Origin of the sequence: Clostridium paraputrificum (assembly GCF_900447045.1) — a bacterium.
GTDB lineage: Bacteria > Bacillota > Clostridia > Clostridiales > Clostridiaceae > Clostridium > Clostridium paraputrificum.
Genome location: NZ_UAWH01000014.1, coordinates 616,177 through 635,049 on the forward strand (window position 1 = coordinate 616,177; position 18,873 = coordinate 635,049).

At 29.5% G+C, this 18,873-nt stretch carries 17 protein-coding genes; 10 read left to right on the forward strand and 7 right to left on the reverse strand.

The genetic code is table 11. The features are described from left to right. The first annotated feature begins 62 nt into the window (after positions 1-62). From DR024_RS07860 to DR024_RS07870, 3 genes are read left to right on the forward strand one after another with little or no spacing between them, the layout of a single operon-like run. Positions 63-677, forward strand: a complete 615-nt coding sequence (locus tag DR024_RS07860; RefSeq protein ID WP_027099439.1) for a TetR/AcrR family transcriptional regulator — start codon at positions 63-65, stop codon at positions 675-677. A gap of 20 nt (positions 678-697) precedes the next feature. Beyond that, positions 698-2,797, forward strand: a complete 2,100-nt coding sequence (locus tag DR024_RS07865; protein ID WP_027099440.1) for an efflux RND transporter permease subunit — start codon at positions 698-700, stop codon at positions 2,795-2,797. A 13-nt stretch (positions 2,798-2,810) separates the two neighbouring features. After that, a complete protein-coding gene (locus tag DR024_RS07870) occupies positions 2,811-5,417 on the forward strand; it encodes a hypothetical protein (RefSeq protein WP_027099441.1) in 2,607 nt (868 codons plus the stop codon). Between the two features lie 36 nt (positions 5,418-5,453). Here DR024_RS07870 and DR024_RS07875 read toward each other — a convergent pair whose 3' ends face one another. Together DR024_RS07875 and DR024_RS07880 are read right to left on the reverse strand one after the other, a co-directional pair. Continuing rightward, entirely contained in the window at positions 5,454-6,077 is a 624-nt protein-coding gene (locus DR024_RS07875; RefSeq protein ID WP_027099442.1) for a DUF4397 domain-containing protein, read from the reverse strand. 10 nt (positions 6,078-6,087) lie between these two features. After that, entirely contained in the window at positions 6,088-7,236 is a 1,149-nt protein-coding gene (locus DR024_RS07880; protein ID WP_111918474.1) for a hypothetical protein, read from the reverse strand. Between the two features lie 137 nt (positions 7,237-7,373). Here DR024_RS07880 and DR024_RS07885 point away from each other — a divergent pair, with 137 nt between their 5' ends. Beyond that, the gene (locus DR024_RS07885) at positions 7,374-8,669 is read left to right on the forward strand and encodes an aminotransferase class V-fold PLP-dependent enzyme (RefSeq protein ID WP_027099443.1); all 1,296 of its coding nucleotides are present in this window, start codon (positions 7,374-7,376) and stop codon (positions 8,667-8,669) included. A gap of 343 nt (positions 8,670-9,012) precedes the next feature. Here DR024_RS07885 and DR024_RS07895 read toward each other — a convergent pair whose 3' ends face one another. Continuing rightward, positions 9,013-10,230 (reverse strand): 6-phosphofructokinase, encoded by a 1,218-nt coding sequence (locus DR024_RS07895; protein WP_027099445.1) that lies wholly within the window; start codon positions 10,228-10,230, stop codon positions 9,013-9,015. A 193-nt stretch (positions 10,231-10,423) separates the two neighbouring features. On the opposite strand from DR024_RS07895, the gene DR024_RS07900 reads away from it, so the two are divergent. Beyond that, entirely contained in the window at positions 10,424-10,975 is a 552-nt protein-coding gene (locus DR024_RS07900; protein ID WP_027099446.1) for a manganese efflux pump MntP, read from the forward strand. Positions 10,976-11,044: 69 nt separating this feature from the next. Then, a complete protein-coding gene (locus DR024_RS07905; protein ID WP_099313758.1) occupies positions 11,045-11,458 on the forward strand; it encodes a Fur family transcriptional regulator in 414 nt (137 codons plus the stop codon). A 127-nt stretch (positions 11,459-11,585) separates the two neighbouring features. Here the strand turns inward: DR024_RS07905 and DR024_RS07910 are convergent, their stop codons facing one another. The 4 genes from DR024_RS07910 to DR024_RS07925 form a co-directional block, all read right to left on the reverse strand. Further along, on the reverse strand, positions 11,586-12,017 hold the full coding sequence (locus DR024_RS07910; protein WP_055184720.1) for a DUF5412 family protein: 432 nt from the start codon (positions 12,015-12,017) through the stop codon (positions 11,586-11,588). Between the two features lie 81 nt (positions 12,018-12,098). Further along, positions 12,099-12,890 (reverse strand): metal ABC transporter permease, encoded by a 792-nt coding sequence (locus tag DR024_RS07915; protein WP_065254187.1) that lies wholly within the window; start codon positions 12,888-12,890, stop codon positions 12,099-12,101. A 2-nt stretch (positions 12,891-12,892) separates the two neighbouring features. After that, a complete protein-coding gene (locus tag DR024_RS07920; protein ID WP_099313825.1) occupies positions 12,893-13,552 on the reverse strand; it encodes a metal ABC transporter ATP-binding protein in 660 nt (219 codons plus the stop codon). A 139-nt stretch (positions 13,553-13,691) separates the two neighbouring features. Then, on the reverse strand, positions 13,692-14,087 hold the full coding sequence (locus DR024_RS07925; RefSeq protein ID WP_034866987.1) for a hypothetical protein: 396 nt from the start codon (positions 14,085-14,087) through the stop codon (positions 13,692-13,694). Positions 14,088-14,305: 218 nt separating this feature from the next. On the opposite strand from DR024_RS07925, the gene DR024_RS07930 reads away from it, so the two are divergent. The 4 genes from DR024_RS07930 (at position 14,306) to DR024_RS07945 (ending at position 18,851) form a co-directional block, all read left to right on the forward strand. Continuing rightward, complete coding sequence (locus tag DR024_RS07930; RefSeq protein ID WP_065254188.1) at positions 14,306-14,704, forward strand: DUF6762 family protein; 399 nt, start codon at positions 14,306-14,308, stop codon at positions 14,702-14,704. Between the two features lie 45 nt (positions 14,705-14,749). Continuing rightward, complete coding sequence (pepF, locus tag DR024_RS07935; protein ID WP_049178592.1) at positions 14,750-16,546, forward strand: oligoendopeptidase F; 1,797 nt, start codon at positions 14,750-14,752, stop codon at positions 16,544-16,546. A gap of 100 nt (positions 16,547-16,646) precedes the next feature. Next, on the forward strand, positions 16,647-17,783 hold the full coding sequence (locus DR024_RS07940; protein ID WP_055184726.1) for an NAD/NADP octopine/nopaline dehydrogenase family protein: 1,137 nt from the start codon (positions 16,647-16,649) through the stop codon (positions 17,781-17,783). A gap of 168 nt (positions 17,784-17,951) precedes the next feature. Then, positions 17,952-18,851, forward strand: a complete 900-nt coding sequence (locus tag DR024_RS07945) for a DUF368 domain-containing protein (RefSeq protein WP_027099454.1) — start codon at positions 17,952-17,954, stop codon at positions 18,849-18,851. Positions 18,852-18,873: the final 22 nt, after the last annotated feature.

Below are 18,873 nucleotides of genomic sequence, written 5' to 3' on the forward strand. Positions count from 1 at the left end.
TATTAGTCAGAAAGGAATATAATAGAAATATAAAATGACTGATAGTCATAAAGGAGGAAGAAATGACGAGGGATAAAAGTGGAAGCAGTAAAGTAGGGGAAAAGAAAAGAAAAAAAGAAACAGAACTATTTTCTGCTGCATATGAACTGTTTACTACAAAAGGCACACAGAATACAGCAATAGATGACATAGTTAAGAGAGCTGGGGTAGCAAAAGGAACATTTTATCTATACTTTAAAGATAAGTATGACATAATCAATAGGCTTATACTTCAAAAAAGTTCTCAAGTTATAAAAGAAGCAGTAGAAAAAACTGAAGAACAAAAATTAGATAGGTTTGAAGACAGAACATTATTTTTTATTGACTATGTTATTAATTACTTTAAAGAAAATAAACTTATGCTAAAGCTAATTAATAAAAATTTCTCCTGGGGACTATTCAGAAGAGCATTAAGAAATCCAGAGCAATATAAGGAAATGGAGGGGATAGTAGAAATCTTTATAGGAAATCTAGTTGAAAAAAATATGAATTTAGATGAAGCGGAATTGACATTGTTCATGATATTTGAGTTAGTAGGTAGTGTTTGTTATAGCTCTATAATTTTAGAAGAACCTACAACTATAGATGAAATTAAGCCAATTCTCTTTAAGAAAGTTTTAGCTATGATAAGTTACTAAAAACAAAGGGGATGTTAAGGGTGAATAGAATTAGTAAGTTTATTGCAGATCATGCTAAATCAGTCATAGTAGTTTCATTACTTTTATTAATCCCATCAGTGATAGGTTTCATAAATACAAGAGTAAATTATGACTTATTAAGTTATTTACCTCAGAACTTAGATTCAACAAAGGGAGAGGACATCTTGGACAAAACTTATTCCGATGCGTCAATAGGTATTGTAATAGTAGAAGGAATGGAGAATAAAGATATTAACATTTTAAAAGATAAAATTGAAGAGGTGGATGGTGTTACTACAACGTTAGGCTTAACAGATGTGTTAGATGAAAGTATCCCTAAGGATATTTTACCTGATGAGATAAAAAATCAACTTTATAATGAAGATTCAACAATGTTTGTTATAAAATTTGATGGGGCACCAGGATCCGATTCAACTATAAATGGTATTTCTAAAGTAAAGAAAATATTAAATAAGCAATGTTTTCTTAGTGGAATGTCTGCAATTATGGAGGATACAAAAGAGCTTGCCGAACATGAAGCTCCATTTTACGTTTTAATTGCAGTGGCATTATCAATTGTAGTTTTATTAATTTCAATGGAATCTACAGTTGTACCAATTATATTCTTAGTTTCAATAGGGATAGGTATTGTATATAATTTAGGCACTAACCTATTTCTAGGTGAAATATCTTATATAACTAAAGCACTAGCAGCAGTACTTCAATTAGGGGTAACTATGGATTACTCTATATTCTTGATGCATAGATATGATGAAGAAAGAGGTAAGTGGAGTACTAAAGAGGAGGCCATGACTCAAGCTATAAAAGCAACAATGACTTCTATATCAGGAAGTTCCCTTACAACAATAGCTGGATTCTTAGCTCTTTGTACAATGGACTTAGCATTGGGTAAAGATATAGGTCTTGTTATGGCAAAAGGGGTTGTAATTGGTGTAATATGTGCAATTACAATATTACCTGCATTTGTTTTGGTTTTCGATAAAGCAATTCATAAATTCAAGCATAAAACAATAATTCCAGAGTTTAAAAAGGTATCAACCTTAGTAACAAAGCATTATAAAGCATTTATAGTAGCATTTCTTGTAATAATGCTTCCAGCATTTTTTGGACAAGCAAATGCAAAGGTATATTATAACCTAGATGAAACATTAAAACCTGATATGTCTTCAATAGTTGCTCTTAACAAGATGAAGGATAATTTTAATATGACATCTACACATTTTATAATAGTTAAAGATGATATTAAGAGTTATAAGATGAAAGAGATGACAGATAGAATAGAAAATTTAGAAGGTGTAACTACAGTATTATCCTATGATAAATTTATTGGACCTAATGTTCCAGAAGATTTTATTCCAAGAGATATAAAAGAAATATTTAAACAAGGTGGATATAATCTTTTGTTAGTTAATTCAGAGTATAAATCTGCATCAGACGAACTTAACAATCAAATTATAGAGATGACAGATATAGTTAAGAGCTATGATAAAGATGCAATGGTAACAGGAGAAGGTGCATTAACTAAAGATTTAACTACAATTGCAGATCAAGATTTTAAGAATGTATCAGTTGCATCTATAGCAGCTATATTTGTAATTATTTTAATTGTATTTAAATCAGTGTCAATACCAGTTTTACTAGTTTCTGCAATAGAATTTGCAATATTTATAAATATGGGTATTCCATACTACACAGGAACAGTTATTCCATTTGTAGCCAGTATAGTAATAGGAACTATTCAATTAGGGGCTACAGTTGACTATGCTATTTTATTAACTTCTAGATTTAGGGAAGAAATCAGAAATGGATATGAAAAGAAAGAAGCAATGAGAATAGCAGTCCAAGAGTCAGCGAAGTCTATAGTAACAAGTGGATTAACATTTTTTGGAGCTACAGGTGGTGTAGCATTAGTATCTGATATGGCATTAATTAAGAGCTTATGCTTCTTAATGGCTAGGGGAGCAATTATTAGTATGATGGTTATAATATTTGTTTTACCTGCACTGTTATTAGTAAGTGAAGGCATTATTAATAAGACAACAAAAGGTTGGAAAATTAATAAACTTGACTCTATAGAGCCAAAGAAAGTTGCTATGTAGGGAGGAATTAAATATGAGAAAAGCAATGTCTAAGAAGGTTGTTGCATTAGTAGTGGCAGCAACAATAATGAGTACAACAGTAGTACCAGCAGTAGAAATAAAAAAGGATGAGTCTGTATTTGTAAATTTAAGTTCAGATGGAAAATTAGAAAAGAGTACAGTATCTAATTGGATACATTCAAGCGAGTCAAATTTAGAAGTTAAAGATAAATCTTCTTTAAGTGATATAAAAAATGTAAAGACTGATGATGAACCAGTTAAAGATGGTGAAAATTTAACTTGGAAGGTAGAGGGCAGTGATATATATTATCAAGGAAAAACTGACAAAGAGTTACCTTTAGATGTAAGTATAAAGTATTCATTAGATGGAGAAGAAATTAAAGCAGAAGATTTAGCAGGAAAAACAGGTAGGGTTAAAATTGAACTAGAAATAAAGAATAAGATTTATAAAGAGACAAGCATAAATGGTAAAACTAGAAAGATATATACACCTTTTACAACAGCATCTTCTATTATATTGCCAGTAGATAAGTTTAAGAATGTTAAAAGTGATGGTGGTGTAACAATTTCTGAAGGAAATAATAATATAATTGGCTTTGTTGCATTTCCAGGTTTACAAGAAAGTCTAGGAATAGATAATCTAGATATTGGAGTAGACTTAAAGGATAAATTAGTTGTAGAAGCAGATGTAGATAATTTTGAAATGGGTCCAATAATGATAACTGCAACACCTGAACTACCAGATTTAAGCGCACTAGACAAGGCTAACTCTATTGATGAGTTAAAAGATTCCTTGAATCAATTAAAGGATGGTAGTGATAAGTTATTAGATGGAACTGGAAAGTTAAAAGATGGAATAGACCTAGCAAAGACAAAACTTATTTCAGCTAGTAATTTGTTGAAAACTCAAAGCTTACAAGAGAAGATGTCTTTAATAACTAATGAAGATAAGACTGAAAGAGCTAGAAAATTAATAAAGGATGCATATTTTGCTAAAGATATAGATTTTCATCAAGCAAATGTGTTGATTTCTATGTTAGATGCTGAAAATGTTAATAAAGCTATGACCTTAATGGAAGACTATCAAAGGCTTGCAACTAAAGAGAATAAGGAACTATTATCATCCACTTTAAATATGATAGAAGATTTAGAAAAGGATAATAATTTTACTAGATTAATGTCAGATATAATTAAGACAAAAGATGGATATGATAGCATTGACAAAACTACAAAGATAAAGTTACAACAACTTTTATCTCAAGTAAATCCTACAAATATAAAGGCTGTACAAGGATTACTAGTAGATGTTAATGTTGCTAAAACAGCTACATCTCCTATTATAGAAGAGATAAGTAGAGAGATAAAGAGCGCAGGTGGAACATCAAATTACCTTTATGGGTTAAATAAGAATTTAAAAACAGCATCATCACTTATAGATAGTTCTAGCAAATTAGAAAGCTTGCAAGGAGATATGACAGCATATGCATCATCTTATATGATCCTAAAAGCTCAGCTAGCAGCCGCTGCATCACAAGGTGGAGAAACAGGATTTGCCCAAAAGAAAGAGGAATTAAAGTATATGATTAATGCTGTATATTCTCAAAGTAGTACAGAAGCTGCAAAATCATTAATTAACTATATTGATAGTTTAAATATATCTTCTGTAAGTTCTAATGCTTTAGCACAAGATGGGGCAAAAATTAATGAATATAATTCAACACTACCGTCTCTTGTTCAGGGAGTAAAGTCTATGGAGAATATGAAACCATTAATAGATACTGCAAGTAATGTACTTTCAAATCAAGAGAATGTTAATGCTCTAGGTAAATTCTTTAATGATATTAATGACCCAACAACTCAAGGACTAATTAAGTCCTTCGGGGAGGGAATAATGAGCTTATCGGATGAAGATTTGTCTGCAATAGGAGAAACATTAAATAATATAAATAATTTAGCAAAGGATTTGGAAACCAATAAGTCTAATATTGAAAATATAACTGCATTAGTAAGTGGATTAAGTAATAATACTGAATTAAAAAATAATCTGGTTAAGTTTAAAGCTGATATAGAAAGCTCTAGTGAATTGATTTCAGAATTAGAGGGACTATTAAAAGATACAAAGCCTAGCGATGTTGAAAAAATTAGAAGCTTATCTTCACAATTAATGTCTATGCAAAATGATTTAAAAAATAGTGAGGATATATTAAGAATTACTAATGATGCATTAAGGAGTGGTAATGTATTTCAAGCAAGAAATTTAATTTCTGCACTACCATCACTAGAAAAAGGAATAAGTGAATTATCTACAGGAAGTAAAGAATTAAGTGATGGAATGAAGACTTTCCATGATGATGGAATAAATAAGTTATATACAGAAGGTAATAATACTATATCTTCAATAGATGATGTAATTGCAGCAAAGGATGAATTGGTTAAAGCTTCAAAAGAATTTTCTTCATTTACAGGTAAGGGAGAAGAGATGGATGGAAGTGTTAAGTTCATTATGAAGACAGATGAAGTAAAGATAGAAGATAAAGCAAAAGAAGAAAAAAAGGAAGTTAAGGAAGAAAAGAAGGGCTTTTTTGCATGGCTTAAGAGCTTAATATTTGGGGAGGATTAGTAAAAAAGAAGTTCGCAAAGCGAACTTCTTTTTTTGCTATTTTTTAGTACCATCCTGTTTAAATAAAGAACCAATTCTTGGAGTACCATCAAATAATCCTATTATAAATAAGGTATGAAAGAAACCACCTGTTAATGTGATTTCACTTATAAATTTACTTAATACTGTAGCATCAGTAGCTTCAACTTTAAGATTATATATGCCAGGAGATAGTAGATAATATCCTGTTGTCTCTAAATATTCAACACCATTGAATAGAGTATCACCATTTGGTAAAGATAATGTTAGTAGAGGTGAATCAGGTGATAAATTAATGAACCTTAAATAAGATTCATTAGCCGAACTTGTTGGAGTACCATCTTTTAGTTTTAATAATTGCAATGTACTTTCGAGTAATACAACGCAAAGTGTTGATGTTGAATTAGGCTCTATATCTATGGTTTCAGTATATATAGGATTGTCATAGGTACCTGCTTTATATATTTGAATTTCGTTATTTCCAGGATTAATATTGTAATATTGAGTTATATTGCTGAAACCTATATTCATAGCAATTGGGTTACCATTGCTATAAATATCAATATTATTTGCACCAGGTGCAGCGTGCAACAATCTAATTGTAGAGGTTATTCTAGGAAGAAATTCATTAAACATAATCATAACCTTTCACCTACTTTTTACAATAACGCATTGTTATTTTTATAATACGTCTTACTATTAATTTAGCTATTGGTGAGGGAATATTATAGGCTTCAAGTAAAGATAATATTCCTGGACAGTCATTTTCAATTTCTTTATATAGCTTATTAATATCATCATCTTTACAACATCTAATTAAATCAATATCTTCATCAACGTCTAAATTTAAGCTTCTTAGTAACTCAGCTGGATTTTTAACGTTAGCGTTAGTGGTGGTATTGTTATTAATATTATTAGTAGATGTATTAGGTGTAGTATTTGATGTATTAGTAGTATTTAGGTTTGCGTTATTGTAAGAATACAAAGTATCTGAACTAGTATCACTAGGATACTGAATACTTAAATCCTTGTTTTGAGGAGAGTTAGGGCTATTAATAAGATTTGGTGTATAGCCTGAATTATTAGTATAACTTGGGTTAGTACCAGTACCTTGACTTTGTGAATTCATGGTGTTCATATTATTAGCATTATAGTTTGAAGAAGGTAATCCACCAGCATAGCTATTAGTACTAGTACCTTGATTTGATGTGTTTGTATTATTCATAGTACTGTTGTCAGTGCTATTATATGGTGGATTATTATAGCCCATGCCACTTGGGTTAGTATTAATTCCTTGGTTACTAGGAGTATTGGTATTGTTTTTAGATTGATTATTGTTGTAATTAGCAGATAGTGGTTCACCATAGCCCATGCTACTTGGATTAGTATTAATTCCTTGATTACTAGGAATATTTGGATTGTAAGTATTATTAGCATTGAAGTTAGCAGATAGTGGTTCACCATAGCCCATGCTGCTAGGATTGGTATCTATTGCTTGACTAGGTAATTGCCATGTGTTAATAGGAGTATTATATCCCATATTATTCTGATTAGGATATAAATTAGGTTGCTGTGTTTGCTGGTTCATGTTTGGATTAACTCCCAATTTAGGAAGATTTAACTGAGAATTCATTTGAGGTGTCATAATCATACTATTAGGAATATTATTAACTGATGAGCCATCAAACAAATTCTGAGGAGTCCATCCAATTAGTGGGGAAGGTGAAGTAAAAGGTATAAAGTTTAGGTCATCGTCTGATTTTCTATAACTGGATGGCATATATTTTTCATCAGGTTTCATTTCTTACCTCCAAAAGAATGTTTAATATAATTATATGACTTAAAAAGTCACTTGTTACCTTAAATATTATGAGTTTGTAACCTTTCATAGAACAGAGAACCTAAATATAGATTTTTGAATAAGATATAGTGGAGGAGATGCATATGAATGAAAAAGTGGTTAACTTTCATGATATATTAATGGGAGTAGACGCTAAGGTGGAAATCTTAGGAGGGGTTAAGATTAGGGCGGTAAATTTTGATAATGCAGCGACAACTCCGCCATTTAAATGTGTTTTAGATTCTATTATTAATTTAAGTGAGTATTATGGGTCCATAGGCAGAGGTGCAGGACAAAAAGCTGAGGTTACAACTAGGATATATAGCAAAACTAGAGAATACCTATTGGATTTTTTTAATATAAAAGATAAAGAAAGGTATACGGTAATATATGTAAGTAATGCAACAGATGGTATTAATACTTTGGCAAGAGTTTTAATTAAAGATAAAAATGATGTTGTTATATCTACAAGAATGGAGCATCACTCTAACGATTTACCATGGAGAAGACAGTGTAAGGTAGACTACATTGAAGTAGATGAACGTGGTAGGTTGAAAATTAATGAGTTAGAAGAAAAGCTTATAAAATATAAGGGTAGAGTAAAGTATGTTACAGTAACTGGAGCTTCAAACGTAACAGGATATATAAATGATATTCATAAAATTGCACAAATTGTCCATAAATATAAAGCAAAAATAATAGTTGATGGAGCACAATTAGTTCCTCATATTAGGGTGGATATGAGTGGAAAAGAGAAAGATGAAAGTATCGATTTTTTAGTTTTTTCAGGTCATAAATTATATGCACCATTTGGTTCTGGTGTAATTGTTGGATTGAAGGATGAGTTTGAAGAAAAAGTTCCAGATAATGAAGGCGGAGGGACTGTAAATATAGTATTAGATAATTCTATAGAATATTTATCTCCCCCAGAAAAAGATGAAGCAGGGTCTCCAAATTATTTTGGAGTAGTAGCAATTACAAAAGCGTTAGAAGAACTTGATAAAATTGGTTTTGATAATATAAAGAATCATGAAATTCAGCTAAGAGATAAGTTGATATGTGGATTGTGCTCTATACCAAGAGTTAAGACCTATGGGGATATAGTAAATAGGGAAGATCGACTGGGTATTGGGGTATTTAATATAGATTCCATATATCATCAAAAGGTTGCAGAGAAACTAGCAAAACATTATGGTATATCAGTAAGACAAGGTTGGTTCTGTGCGCATCCTTATTGTAGAAGACTAATGAATATAAGTGAAAAAGATACTTTGATGTTAATGAATAATAAAGGAATGCCAGGAATGATAAGAGCAAGTTTTGGAATATATAATGATATTAGTGAAGTTGATTATTTTCTAAATGCAGTAGAAGATATTTCTATGAAAAAATAGAAACTAAAACTTTTTTGGGGGAGGGTTATGACAAGGAAATGTGAGAGGTGTTCGTATGATATTAGTATCACCCAGATATTAGAACAAGAAAAAGTTAATGAGATCATATGTCCTAACTGTGGTAGGAAACTAGTGGCTACAGATTTAAGTAAATTTGTAACTCTAAGCTTTTTTTTGATGATTTCTGTAATCTTTTGGATACTCCCCTTAAAAAGTATAATTAAATTATGTATTCAAATTATATGGGCTATAATTTCGGCATATTACTTGCCGGTGTTTTTATATATTTATAAAGAAAAAGAAGAAGAGGATTGATAAATCCTCTTCAAATTATATGTGGTATTTATTTAGTAAAAACTTTATACTGTGGAACATTGTTAGTTCTGTATAAAGTAGGAACACCATTTAATAAAGGCATAAAGTACTCATAAGCTTCTTCTGTTACTCCATTACCTTTTTCATTTATCCATTCTTTAGGGAAGTATTTAACATTGTTAGCTATTTTATTTGCTTCTACTAAAAAGAATGAAGTTGAGTAAGGAGAATTGCTTTCTCTCTTTATTGCTACCATGTACCCATTATGTCCATCAGCAGCATATTTTAAAGCTTCATATCCAGCATTAAATGCTTCATCAATATCTATTTGAGATGCACAGTGCATTGCACATCTTTGTAGAACTCCTAATTCTAAAGCTTTAACTCTTGTTGTTATTCCAGCATCAAGTATTAATTGTCTTAAGTGTTGTCCAACTCCACCAAGTTGAGAGTGACCAAAATTATCTTGAGAAATTACGTTCATTTCTGATAAAAATCTTCCATCCTCTGTTTTTAGACCTTCAGAAGCAACTATAAATACTTGATTTTGTTCCTTAAACTTCGCTCTTACATCACATAAGAAGTCTTCAACATTAAAAGCTTTTTCTGGAAGATAAATAAAATCTGCTACAGGTTTACCGTTATATCTAGCTGTACAAGCAGAAGCTGCTAGCCATCCAGTATCTCTACCCATAGTTTCAACTATAAATATACCATTATTTATGTATACAGAAGAATCTAAATATGTTTCTAAAACAGCTGTAGAAATAAAGTTTGCTGCACTACCAAATCCAGGAGTATGGTCGGTATACATTAAATCATTATCTATTGTTTTAGGAATACCTATAAAGTTTATATCTAGTCCATTTTCTTTAGCGTATTTTCCAAGTTTAGCTGTAGTATCCATAGAATCATTTCCGCCAACATAAAAAAAGGCTTTTATATCTAAACTCTTTAAAATATCTAAAAGTCTGTCGTATTCCTCAGTAGATTCCTCTATGTTTTTCATCTTATATCTACAAGAACCTAATCCAGAAGATGGAGTAAGTCTAAATGTATCTATATCTTCAGAAGATATTTGGGATAAATCAATAATGTTTTTATTTAAAATTCCTTCAATTCCGTTTAATCCACCATAAACTTTATCGAATATCTTGAATTCTTCGTTAGCTCTAATTAATCCAACAACACTAGAATTAATTACAGAGGTAGGTCCACCTGATTGGGCTATAATACAATTTGGCATATTAACTCTCCTTATATCTATAAATTTATACTAATACCTTTAAATGTGATATACTATTTGATAAAACATCTACTCTATTTAATACTATACAATAAAAAGTAGTAATAATAAAGACTTTTTAAAATTTTTTGCATAATAAGTTATGTGTGAAACTATTTATAGAATGTATAGATAAAATTATGGAGTTGAAGAAATGAGTGTTTTTGGAGTTTTTGTAATAGGAATAGCTTTAGCTATGGATGCCTTTGGTATTAGTATAGGAATAGGAGTTAACTCAATAATAACTAGGAAAAAGAAAATAGGATATATATTGTCTTTTGGTTTTTTTCAATTTTTATTCACTTTGATAGGAGGAGGAATGGGATATTATTTTGATACATATATATTGCCTATTCCTTCTGTACTTGGAGGAATTATTGTAGGTGCTATTGGTATACTAATGATAATGGATGGAGTTAAAGAAAAGGAAAATTCTCTTTTGGTAAAAAATAGTATGGTAGTGATACTTGGTATTTCGGTAAGTATTGACGCTTTGATAATTGGTTTTACTACATTCCATCAGTTAGGAAGCTTGCTTGTACTACTTATAGACTCTGTTCTTATTGGATTAATAACATTATTTTTTTGTACAATTGCATTTTTCTCATGTAGATATTTAAGAAAAATAAGCTTTATTTCAAAGTATGCAAACTTCTTAGGTGGTATAGCATTAATATTATTTGCTATAAAGATGATATTTTTTTAAATAAAAAAATATATTCATATGATATAATATAATAAATATACTAATTATTCTTGAATCGTAGGTGAGATGATGAATTTTGATGGCTTTTTAAAGAGTAAGGAACTAAAGGTTACTAAAGGTAGAATAGCAATTTTAAAAGTTTTATATGAGGCAGATAGAAGCTTAAGTGTAGAAAATATATTAGAAGAATGTAAGAAATTTGGTGTAGATATTAACTTAAGTACTGTTTATAGAGGGGTAGAAGCTTTTGAGGAAAAGGGAATTATAGACAAGTTTTCATTAAATAATGGAAGATTTTCATATAGAATTAAAGGAGATGAACATAAGCATTTACTTCAATGTAGTGTTTGTCATAAAGAGATTGAAGTTCCATGTCCTATGAAACAAATAGAAGAGTTAGTTCAAAGCGAAACAGGATTTACATTAACAGAGCATAACTTAATTATGAAAGGTGTATGCGAGGAATGTAAAAGGCATAAGTAAGTATGAAACCGCAAAGGCGGTTTCTTTTGTTGTATAGCAAAATATAAAATTCTAGTTAATAGAAATAAAAGGTATTAATACAATTTCATGTTAAAAAAATATAGCGAATTAAAAAAAACAGAAACTGTTAATTAGTTCCTGTTTTATCAATGGTCCAATCATATTTTCCGTCAGGTAAGTCGATTATATGAGAGTTTATAGAAACTGTATCATTATCAATCCATTCTATATTAGCATCTCTAATATGATAATCACTATATATAGTTTTAGATTTTTTATTATCTACAAATAAAATACACTTTACACTAAAATCTGTTGTAGCTCCATTATCAACTAAATAGGCCTCAACTTTATATTTATTATCAGGGGAAAAGGATTCTGATAATAACTCTTCATTTTGAGGAAACATTTTAGAGGTAGTTGATATTAATTCATATAATGCAAATATGATAAGTGATATTAATATACATAAAGATACTAGTGTACCAATAAGAATTTTTTTCTTGGATTTTTTTACTTCTTGATCTGTTAAAAAGTCTTCGTTAAAGTAGTCATTCATATATATTCACCTCAATAAGAATATAACATATGTTTACATAAATTGGAATAGAAAAAGACTACTTCAAAGTAGCCTTATTTTTTAATTATCATTTCTTTTTAGTATTAAGGTAATTACTAAAACTATTACTGATGTTAATGCAATAGTACCTCCAGGTGCACTATCAAAATGATAGGATAAAAATAATCCAAGTAGAATATCAATTAATCCAAATAATACTGATAGAGTTAAAGTTTTATTAAAATTCTTTTTTAGCTGCATAGATGTAGCAACTGGCACAACAATAATTGATGAAATAACTAATATCCCCATTATTCTTATGGAAAGAGAAATTGTTGCACCTACTAGAATAGTAAATAAGTAATTAATAAACTTAACGTTAATACCAGCAGTTTTTGCACCTTCTTCATCAAAGGTAATGTAAATAAGTTTATTATAAATCACTCTAAGTATTAATAGACAAATAATACCGGCTGTAGCTATAATAAGTAAATCACTTTTTGAAACAGTTAGTATACTACCAAATAAATATGAATTAACATTAGCATTTGCTTTTCCTGTGCTAATTAAAATTATTGCTATACCTAAACTTAAGGTTAAGACTATTGACATAACTAGTTCAGCATATTTTTTATAATATCCTCTTAGGAATTCAATTATAACTGCACAAATAGTAGTGAATAAAAATGCTGATATAATTGGATTTACGCCAAAAACTAGCCCAATAGCAACTCCAGCAAAGGATGAATGTGATAGGGTGTCACCTATCATTGAATTACGTCTAAGTACTATAAATAAACCTATGATTGGACATAAAACTGAAACAACTACTCCCGCCATAAAGGCATTTCTCATGAAATCAAATTCAAACATAATTAAGCCCCCGGAAGTGTATAGTTTTCCCTAAAATCTTTATTAGATTGAAGGGTTAACTTTCCATTGTTTATTGTTAATATATGTGTAGAATATTTTAAAGCTATGTCCATATTATGTTCAATTGAAATTATAGTTTTCCCTTGTTCTTTATTTATTTTACTTAAAAGAGAGTAGATTTCTTGTTGATTTTTAACATCAACACCTGTAGAAGGCTCATCTAAGATTATTAAATCTGGATTACCTATAAGAGCTCTTGCTATAAAAACTCTTTGCTGTTGTCCACCTGATAGGTTACCAATTAAGTTTTCCTTAAACTTTAGCATATTAACCTTTTCTAAAACATCAATAGAAGATGATTTAGGATCTAGTTTTAATGATTTTGCGTGTATTTTTAATATTTCATAAATTGAAATGGGAAATTGTGAATTAAATCCATCTAATCTTTGAGGTACATATGCAATATTATCTGTATCTACAGTTATTGACCCAGATATAGGGGTTAGTAGTCCTAGTATTAGTTTTATTAGTGTAGTTTTGCAGCTCCCGTTTTCTCCTACTATAGAAAGATATACACCTTTAGGAATATCTAGGTTTACATTCTTTAATAACGGAGGAGTATTCTTGTTGTAAGCAAAACTCAAATTATTAATTTTTATCAAGTTATCAGCTCCCATAATATCCTTTCTTAACAAAATAATAGACCAATATGCTATATATTATGCATTATTGGTCTATAAATACGCATAAATTGGATTAACTAACCCTATTATACACCTATTTGCGAACTATTTGCAAATACTAACTAAGAGTATTTAATGGGGTTGTGCTCTCTAAATCCCAAGAATCTAGAGAGTCCTTCCTAAACATACCTTCAACAGCACTTTTTTCATGTGGTTCTTCTTTTGAAAGACCATAAGCTTTGACTATTGCTGTAGTATCATCAGAGAAAACCAAAGTCATATTTTGTACTCTCAGCAGTCCGTCATCTGCTTTCTTTGAAGTAAGATAGTGTTCAACGGCATATCCAAGGTCTTTACATTTATTTTTTATGTAAAGTTTATAACCTATAAAGAATCCAACTCCAATAACTAATACACCACATATTAATAAGGATATTCTTCTTTTTCTTCTTTGTTTTTTTAATCTAGCTACTCTTGATATATTATTTTTTCTTGCTTTTTGTTGTCTTTCCATAAATAACCCTCCTAATTGTTGGATAAGAAGATATTACCATATTTTTACAAATGATGAAATAAGAAATTTTTTTCAATATTTAACAATTATTTTGAGTATCTTTTAAAAAAGTTGGATTTTTATCATATTTTTATTGGTACTATTGCCTAATTTGACTAATAAACTCTATAATAAAGGAAGATAATATAATGTAAGCAAAATTGAAAGGAAGAAATTATATGGATTTTTCAAGTTTAGTTTTAATGGAGAAAGACAAGGAAACAGGATTTATAACTAAAGAGCTTGGAAGCTTTGAAGTTAATGAAGGTGCTTTATATGTTAAAAAGCTATTTGTTCTAGATAATGAGGTAAATTTATATTTTGATACAAATAAAGATGTTGAGGAATGGGAATACTCAGCAATATATGATCTTTTTAATATAAAAAGATTTGAAGAAGAAGGTTTTAGAATAGAAGAGGAATTAGATGAATATAATCCAACGTTTATTCTTAAGTTCCCTTATAAGGAAGAACATTTAGAAATGAAGGATGTATTAGATAAAGTTGTAGAATTAATCAATGAAGAAATGGAAAAAGTATTTTTAGCCATAGAAGGCAAGGAAGAAGAATACATATAAAAGGTAATATATGAAGGGAGGGAGCCTTTAATTTAAGGCGAAAATATGGAAGATAATAAAGTTGTAAAGAAAAGAGAAGAGATAAACTTAGAAGATAAGTGGAAATTAGAAAAAATTTATGCAAATGAGGATGCTTGGGAAAAGGATTTTAATATCTTAAAGAAGGAAAGTCCAAAGCTAAGAGAGTTTGCTGGAAAATTAAATGATAAAGAAGAAATTCTTAAATATCTAGAGCTAAATGAAAAAGTATCAAGACTTGGAGAAACATTATATGTTTATGCCCATATGAAATCAGATGAAGATACTTCAAACCAAAAGTATCAATCATATATGAATAAAATTGATGCTTTTATGGCTGAGTTTGCAAGTTATGGAGCTTTCTTTGTGCCAGAGATACTTGCATTACCAGATGAATTTATTAAAGATCTTATAAAGAATGATGAAAGATTCAAGATTTATGAGTTTATGTTAATGGATATTTTAAAGGAAAAGCCACATATATTAACTAAGGAAATGGAAGAATTACTTGCATTAGCATCTGATTGTTTAGATGCACCATCAAGCATACATAATATGCTTACTAATGCAGATATGACTTTTGGAAACATAAAGGATGAAGATGGAGATGAAGTAGAGCTTACAGAAGGAAATTACTCAAGTTTTATAAAGAGTAAGGATAGAAGTGTTAGAGAAGCTGCATTTAAAAGATTGTTTGGTGAATATAAGAAGTTTGATAACACGTTAGCTACTACATTAACTTCATCAGTTAAGAGTTTTAACTTTAGTGCAAGGGTAAGAAAGTATGAATCACCAATTGAAGCATCACTTTCTCCTAATGATATTCCAGTGTCAGTTTATGAGAATGCAATTAAGACTATTAATGATAATTTAAGTTCTCTTCATAGATATGTAAAGATAAAGAAAAAACTTTTAGGTTTAGAACAAATGCATATGTATGATTTATATGTACCAATAATTGAAGTAGAGAAAGAGAAGATATCATTTGATGAAGGTGTTAAGCTTGCTAATGAAGGTCTTAAACCACTTGGAGAAGAATATTTAAATCTATTTAATGAAGGTATTAATAGTGGTTGGATTGATAAATATGAAAATAAGGGTAAAAGAGGTGGAGCTTATTCTTGGGGTGGATATGACACCATGCCATATGTACTACTAAATTACCATAACGAATTAAATGATGTTTCAACTCTTGTACATGAAATGGGACACTCATTACATTCATATTATTCAAGAAAAACTCAACCATATTACTATGCCGGGTATACTTTATTCTGTGCAGAAGTTGCATCAACAACAAATGAAGCACTTCTAATTCATTATTTAATTGAAAAAGAACAAGACAAGAAAAAGAAGCTTTATTTAATAAACCAAGAATTAGAACAAATTAGAACTACTGTATTTAGACAATTAATGTTTGCAGAATTTGAACTATATACACATAATGCATTAAATGCAGGGGAAGCTTTAACAGCTGCAGATTATTCAGCAAAATGGCATGAGTTAAATGCTAATTACTTTGGACCAGATATGGTAGTTGATGAAGATATAGATATGGAATGGGCAAGAATACCTCATTTCTATTCAGACTTCTATGTATATCAATATGCTACTGGATATGCAGCAGCATCAGCATTTGCAAATGCTATTTTAGAAGGCAAAGAAAATGCAGTAGAAAAATATAAAGGATTTTTAAAAGCTGGTGGAAGCAAGTATCCAATAGATATTTTAAAGGATGCAGGAGTTGATATGACAACATCAGAGCCCCTTGAAGCTACAATTCATAGATTTAATGAATTGTTAGATATGTTAGAGGAGTTTTAATTAGAAAATTTTAATGATATAAAAAGGGGCTCTTATAGAGTTCCTTTTTTATTATTATTTGTTATTAAGATATATTCACAATATTAGGAAGGATGATTTTATGAATATTTGTATTGTTGGATCGGGAAATATAGGTACATATTTAGCTACTTATATATCAATGAAAGAAGGAAATAAGGTATGGCTTCATACATCTAAGCCAGAAGTTTTTAAGGAAGAAATAACTTTAGTAGAAGAGGAAAAAAATTTAAGACATAATGTTAAGGTACATTCCATAACATCAAGTTATGAAGAGGCAGTTAAAAATGCAGATTATGTATTAATAACATATCCATCTTTTATGATAGAAGAAACACTGAAAAAAATAATTCCATATTTAAAGGAAGGAACTGTAGTTGGAGTTATACCAGGATTTGGAGGTAAGGAATATTTAATAGATGAATTACTAGAGAAAGGTTGTATTTTCTTTGGAAGTCAAAGAGTACCTTCAATTATTAGATTAGAAAAGTACGGTGAGTGTGTTCTATTAAAGCAAAAAAATGAATTTATGAAGTTAAGAGTTATACCAAGCAAGTATTCTGAAAAGGTATGTGAGATTATGACAAGCTTTATTGATATTCCATGTTTACCTTTAAATAATTACTTAGCTATAACATTATCACCATCAAATCCAACAATGCATCCATCAAGATTATATGAATTATTTAATGATTATGTTGAAGGAGAAAAGGTATATCCAAGAAATCCATATTTTTATGAAGAGTGGGGGACTTTAGCTTCTCAAACATTATTAGATTTAGATGATGAATTAACAGAAATTTTTAATTCATTAAATTATAATAATGAGTTTTATGAAGAAGATATGGAAAAAATAAAGAAGAGATATGGAATATCTATAGCTGAAGAATTGTCTAAAAAAATAAATACAGCTCCAGGATTTCAAGGAATAGATTCACCAATGGTAAAGGTAGAAGGAGGGTTTATTCCAGACAAAAATTCTAGATATTTTGTTGAAGATATTCAGTTTGGCCTTTGCATAATTAAAGCCTTTGCTGAACTGTGTGATGTTAAAACTCCAACTGTTGATAAGGTAATTGAATGGGGACAAAAGTTAGTAGGAAAAGAATATTTAGTTAATGGACGTCTTAATGGAAGAGATAAAGGTGAGTTAATGATACCACAAGCCAAGGGGATAAAAACTAAAGAAGAGTTAATAAAATACTATAAAAACTTATAAAATAAAAACTAATAACACAGCTTGCAGATTATAAATGTGAGCTTTGTTATATTAAAACTTTTTTAAGATTCCAAATATGAATTGTAATTTTTAAATTTTGACAATATAATTAAAGCTAGTGACAAATTTTAAAATATGTAAAAATAGTAGTAACGGAGGAATTAAAAGGTGTTCATTATTAATTTTATAAGAGGCTTTTGTATGGCACTAGCTGATAGTGTTCCAGGGGTTTCAGGTGGTACTATAGCATTTATATTAGGATTTTATGATAAGTTTATTAATTCATTAAATTCTTTAGTTTCAACAAAAAGTAATAAGGAAGAAAAATTAGAGTCATTAAAGTTCTTAATAAAGATAGGTATCGGATGGGCTGTAGGTATGGTACTAGCAGTGCTATTTATATCATCAGTGTTTACAACACATATTTATAAAATAAGTTCTTTATTTTTAGGGTTTATAATTTTCTCTCTACCATTAATATTTAGAGAAGAAAAGTCAGAAATAGTAGGTAAGTACAAGAATATAATTTTTGCAGTAATAGGTATTTTAGTAGTTGCTGCGATAACATATTTTAATCCAGCAACAAGTGGTGGAACTGGTACAAATCTTTCATTAGACAATTTAAATATTGGGTTAATAGCGTATGTATTTGTAGTTGGAGCTATAGCAATTTGTGCTATGATATTACCTGGTATATCAGGTTCAACACTATTATTAATATTTGGAATATATGCTCCAATTATGACAGCTGTAAAAAGTGTTATTAAATTTGATTTTAGCTATTTACCAATAGTTATAGTTTTTGGGCTAGGAGTAATTACAGGTATAGTAAGTATTATAAGGCTTCTTAGATATTTATTAGCAAACCATAGATCGAAGGTAATATATACAATTATTGGGTTAATGATTGGGTCATTATATGCAGTTGTTATGGGACCAACTACCTTAGAAATTCCTGAAGCTCCAATGGGATTTGGGGAGTTTAGTATTTTATTCTTTTTATTAGGAGGAGCACTAATACTTGGTTTAGAAAAGTTAAAGAAAGTTTTAGATAAGGGTCAAGAATAATAAAGGGGTGTTACAAAATTAT

What these genes read in the sequence shown, in the direction of transcription:
- DR024_RS07930 (WP_065254188.1), top strand. Translation starts at nt 14,306, where the DNA reads ATGGATTTTTCAAGTTTAGTTTTAATGGAGAAAGACAAGGAAACAGGA.
- DR024_RS07895 (WP_027099445.1), bottom strand. Translation starts at nt 10,230, where the DNA reads ATGCCAAATTGTATTATAGCCCAATCAGGTGGACCTACCTCTGTAATT.
- DR024_RS07900 (WP_027099446.1), top strand. Translation starts at nt 10,424, where the DNA reads ATGAGTGTTTTTGGAGTTTTTGTAATAGGAATAGCTTTAGCTATGGAT.
- DR024_RS07925 (WP_034866987.1), bottom strand. Translation starts at nt 14,087, where the DNA reads ATGGAAAGACAACAAAAAGCAAGAAAAAATAATATATCAAGAGTAGCT.
- DR024_RS07880 (WP_111918474.1), bottom strand. Translation starts at nt 7,236, where the DNA reads ATGAAACCTGATGAAAAATATATGCCATCCAGTTATAGAAAATCAGAC.
- DR024_RS07905 (WP_099313758.1), top strand. Translation starts at nt 11,045, where the DNA reads ATGAATTTTGATGGCTTTTTAAAGAGTAAGGAACTAAAGGTTACTAAA.
- DR024_RS07860 (WP_027099439.1), top strand. Translation starts at nt 63, where the DNA reads ATGACGAGGGATAAAAGTGGAAGCAGTAAAGTAGGGGAAAAGAAAAGA.
- DR024_RS07885 (WP_027099443.1), top strand. Translation starts at nt 7,374, where the DNA reads ATGCATATGAATGAAAAAGTGGTTAACTTTCATGATATATTAATGGGA.
- DR024_RS07940 (WP_055184726.1), top strand. Translation starts at nt 16,647, where the DNA reads ATGAATATTTGTATTGTTGGATCGGGAAATATAGGTACATATTTAGCT.
- DR024_RS07915 (WP_065254187.1), bottom strand. Translation starts at nt 12,890, where the DNA reads ATGTTTGAATTTGATTTCATGAGAAATGCCTTTATGGCGGGAGTAGTT.
- pepF (WP_049178592.1), top strand. Translation starts at nt 14,750, where the DNA reads ATGGAAGATAATAAAGTTGTAAAGAAAAGAGAAGAGATAAACTTAGAA.
- DR024_RS07875 (WP_027099442.1), bottom strand. Translation starts at nt 6,077, where the DNA reads ATGATTATGTTTAATGAATTTCTTCCTAGAATAACCTCTACAATTAGA.
- DR024_RS07870 (WP_027099441.1), top strand. Translation starts at nt 2,811, where the DNA reads ATGAGAAAAGCAATGTCTAAGAAGGTTGTTGCATTAGTAGTGGCAGCA.
- DR024_RS07910 (WP_055184720.1), bottom strand. Translation starts at nt 12,017, where the DNA reads ATGAATGACTACTTTAACGAAGACTTTTTAACAGATCAAGAAGTAAAA.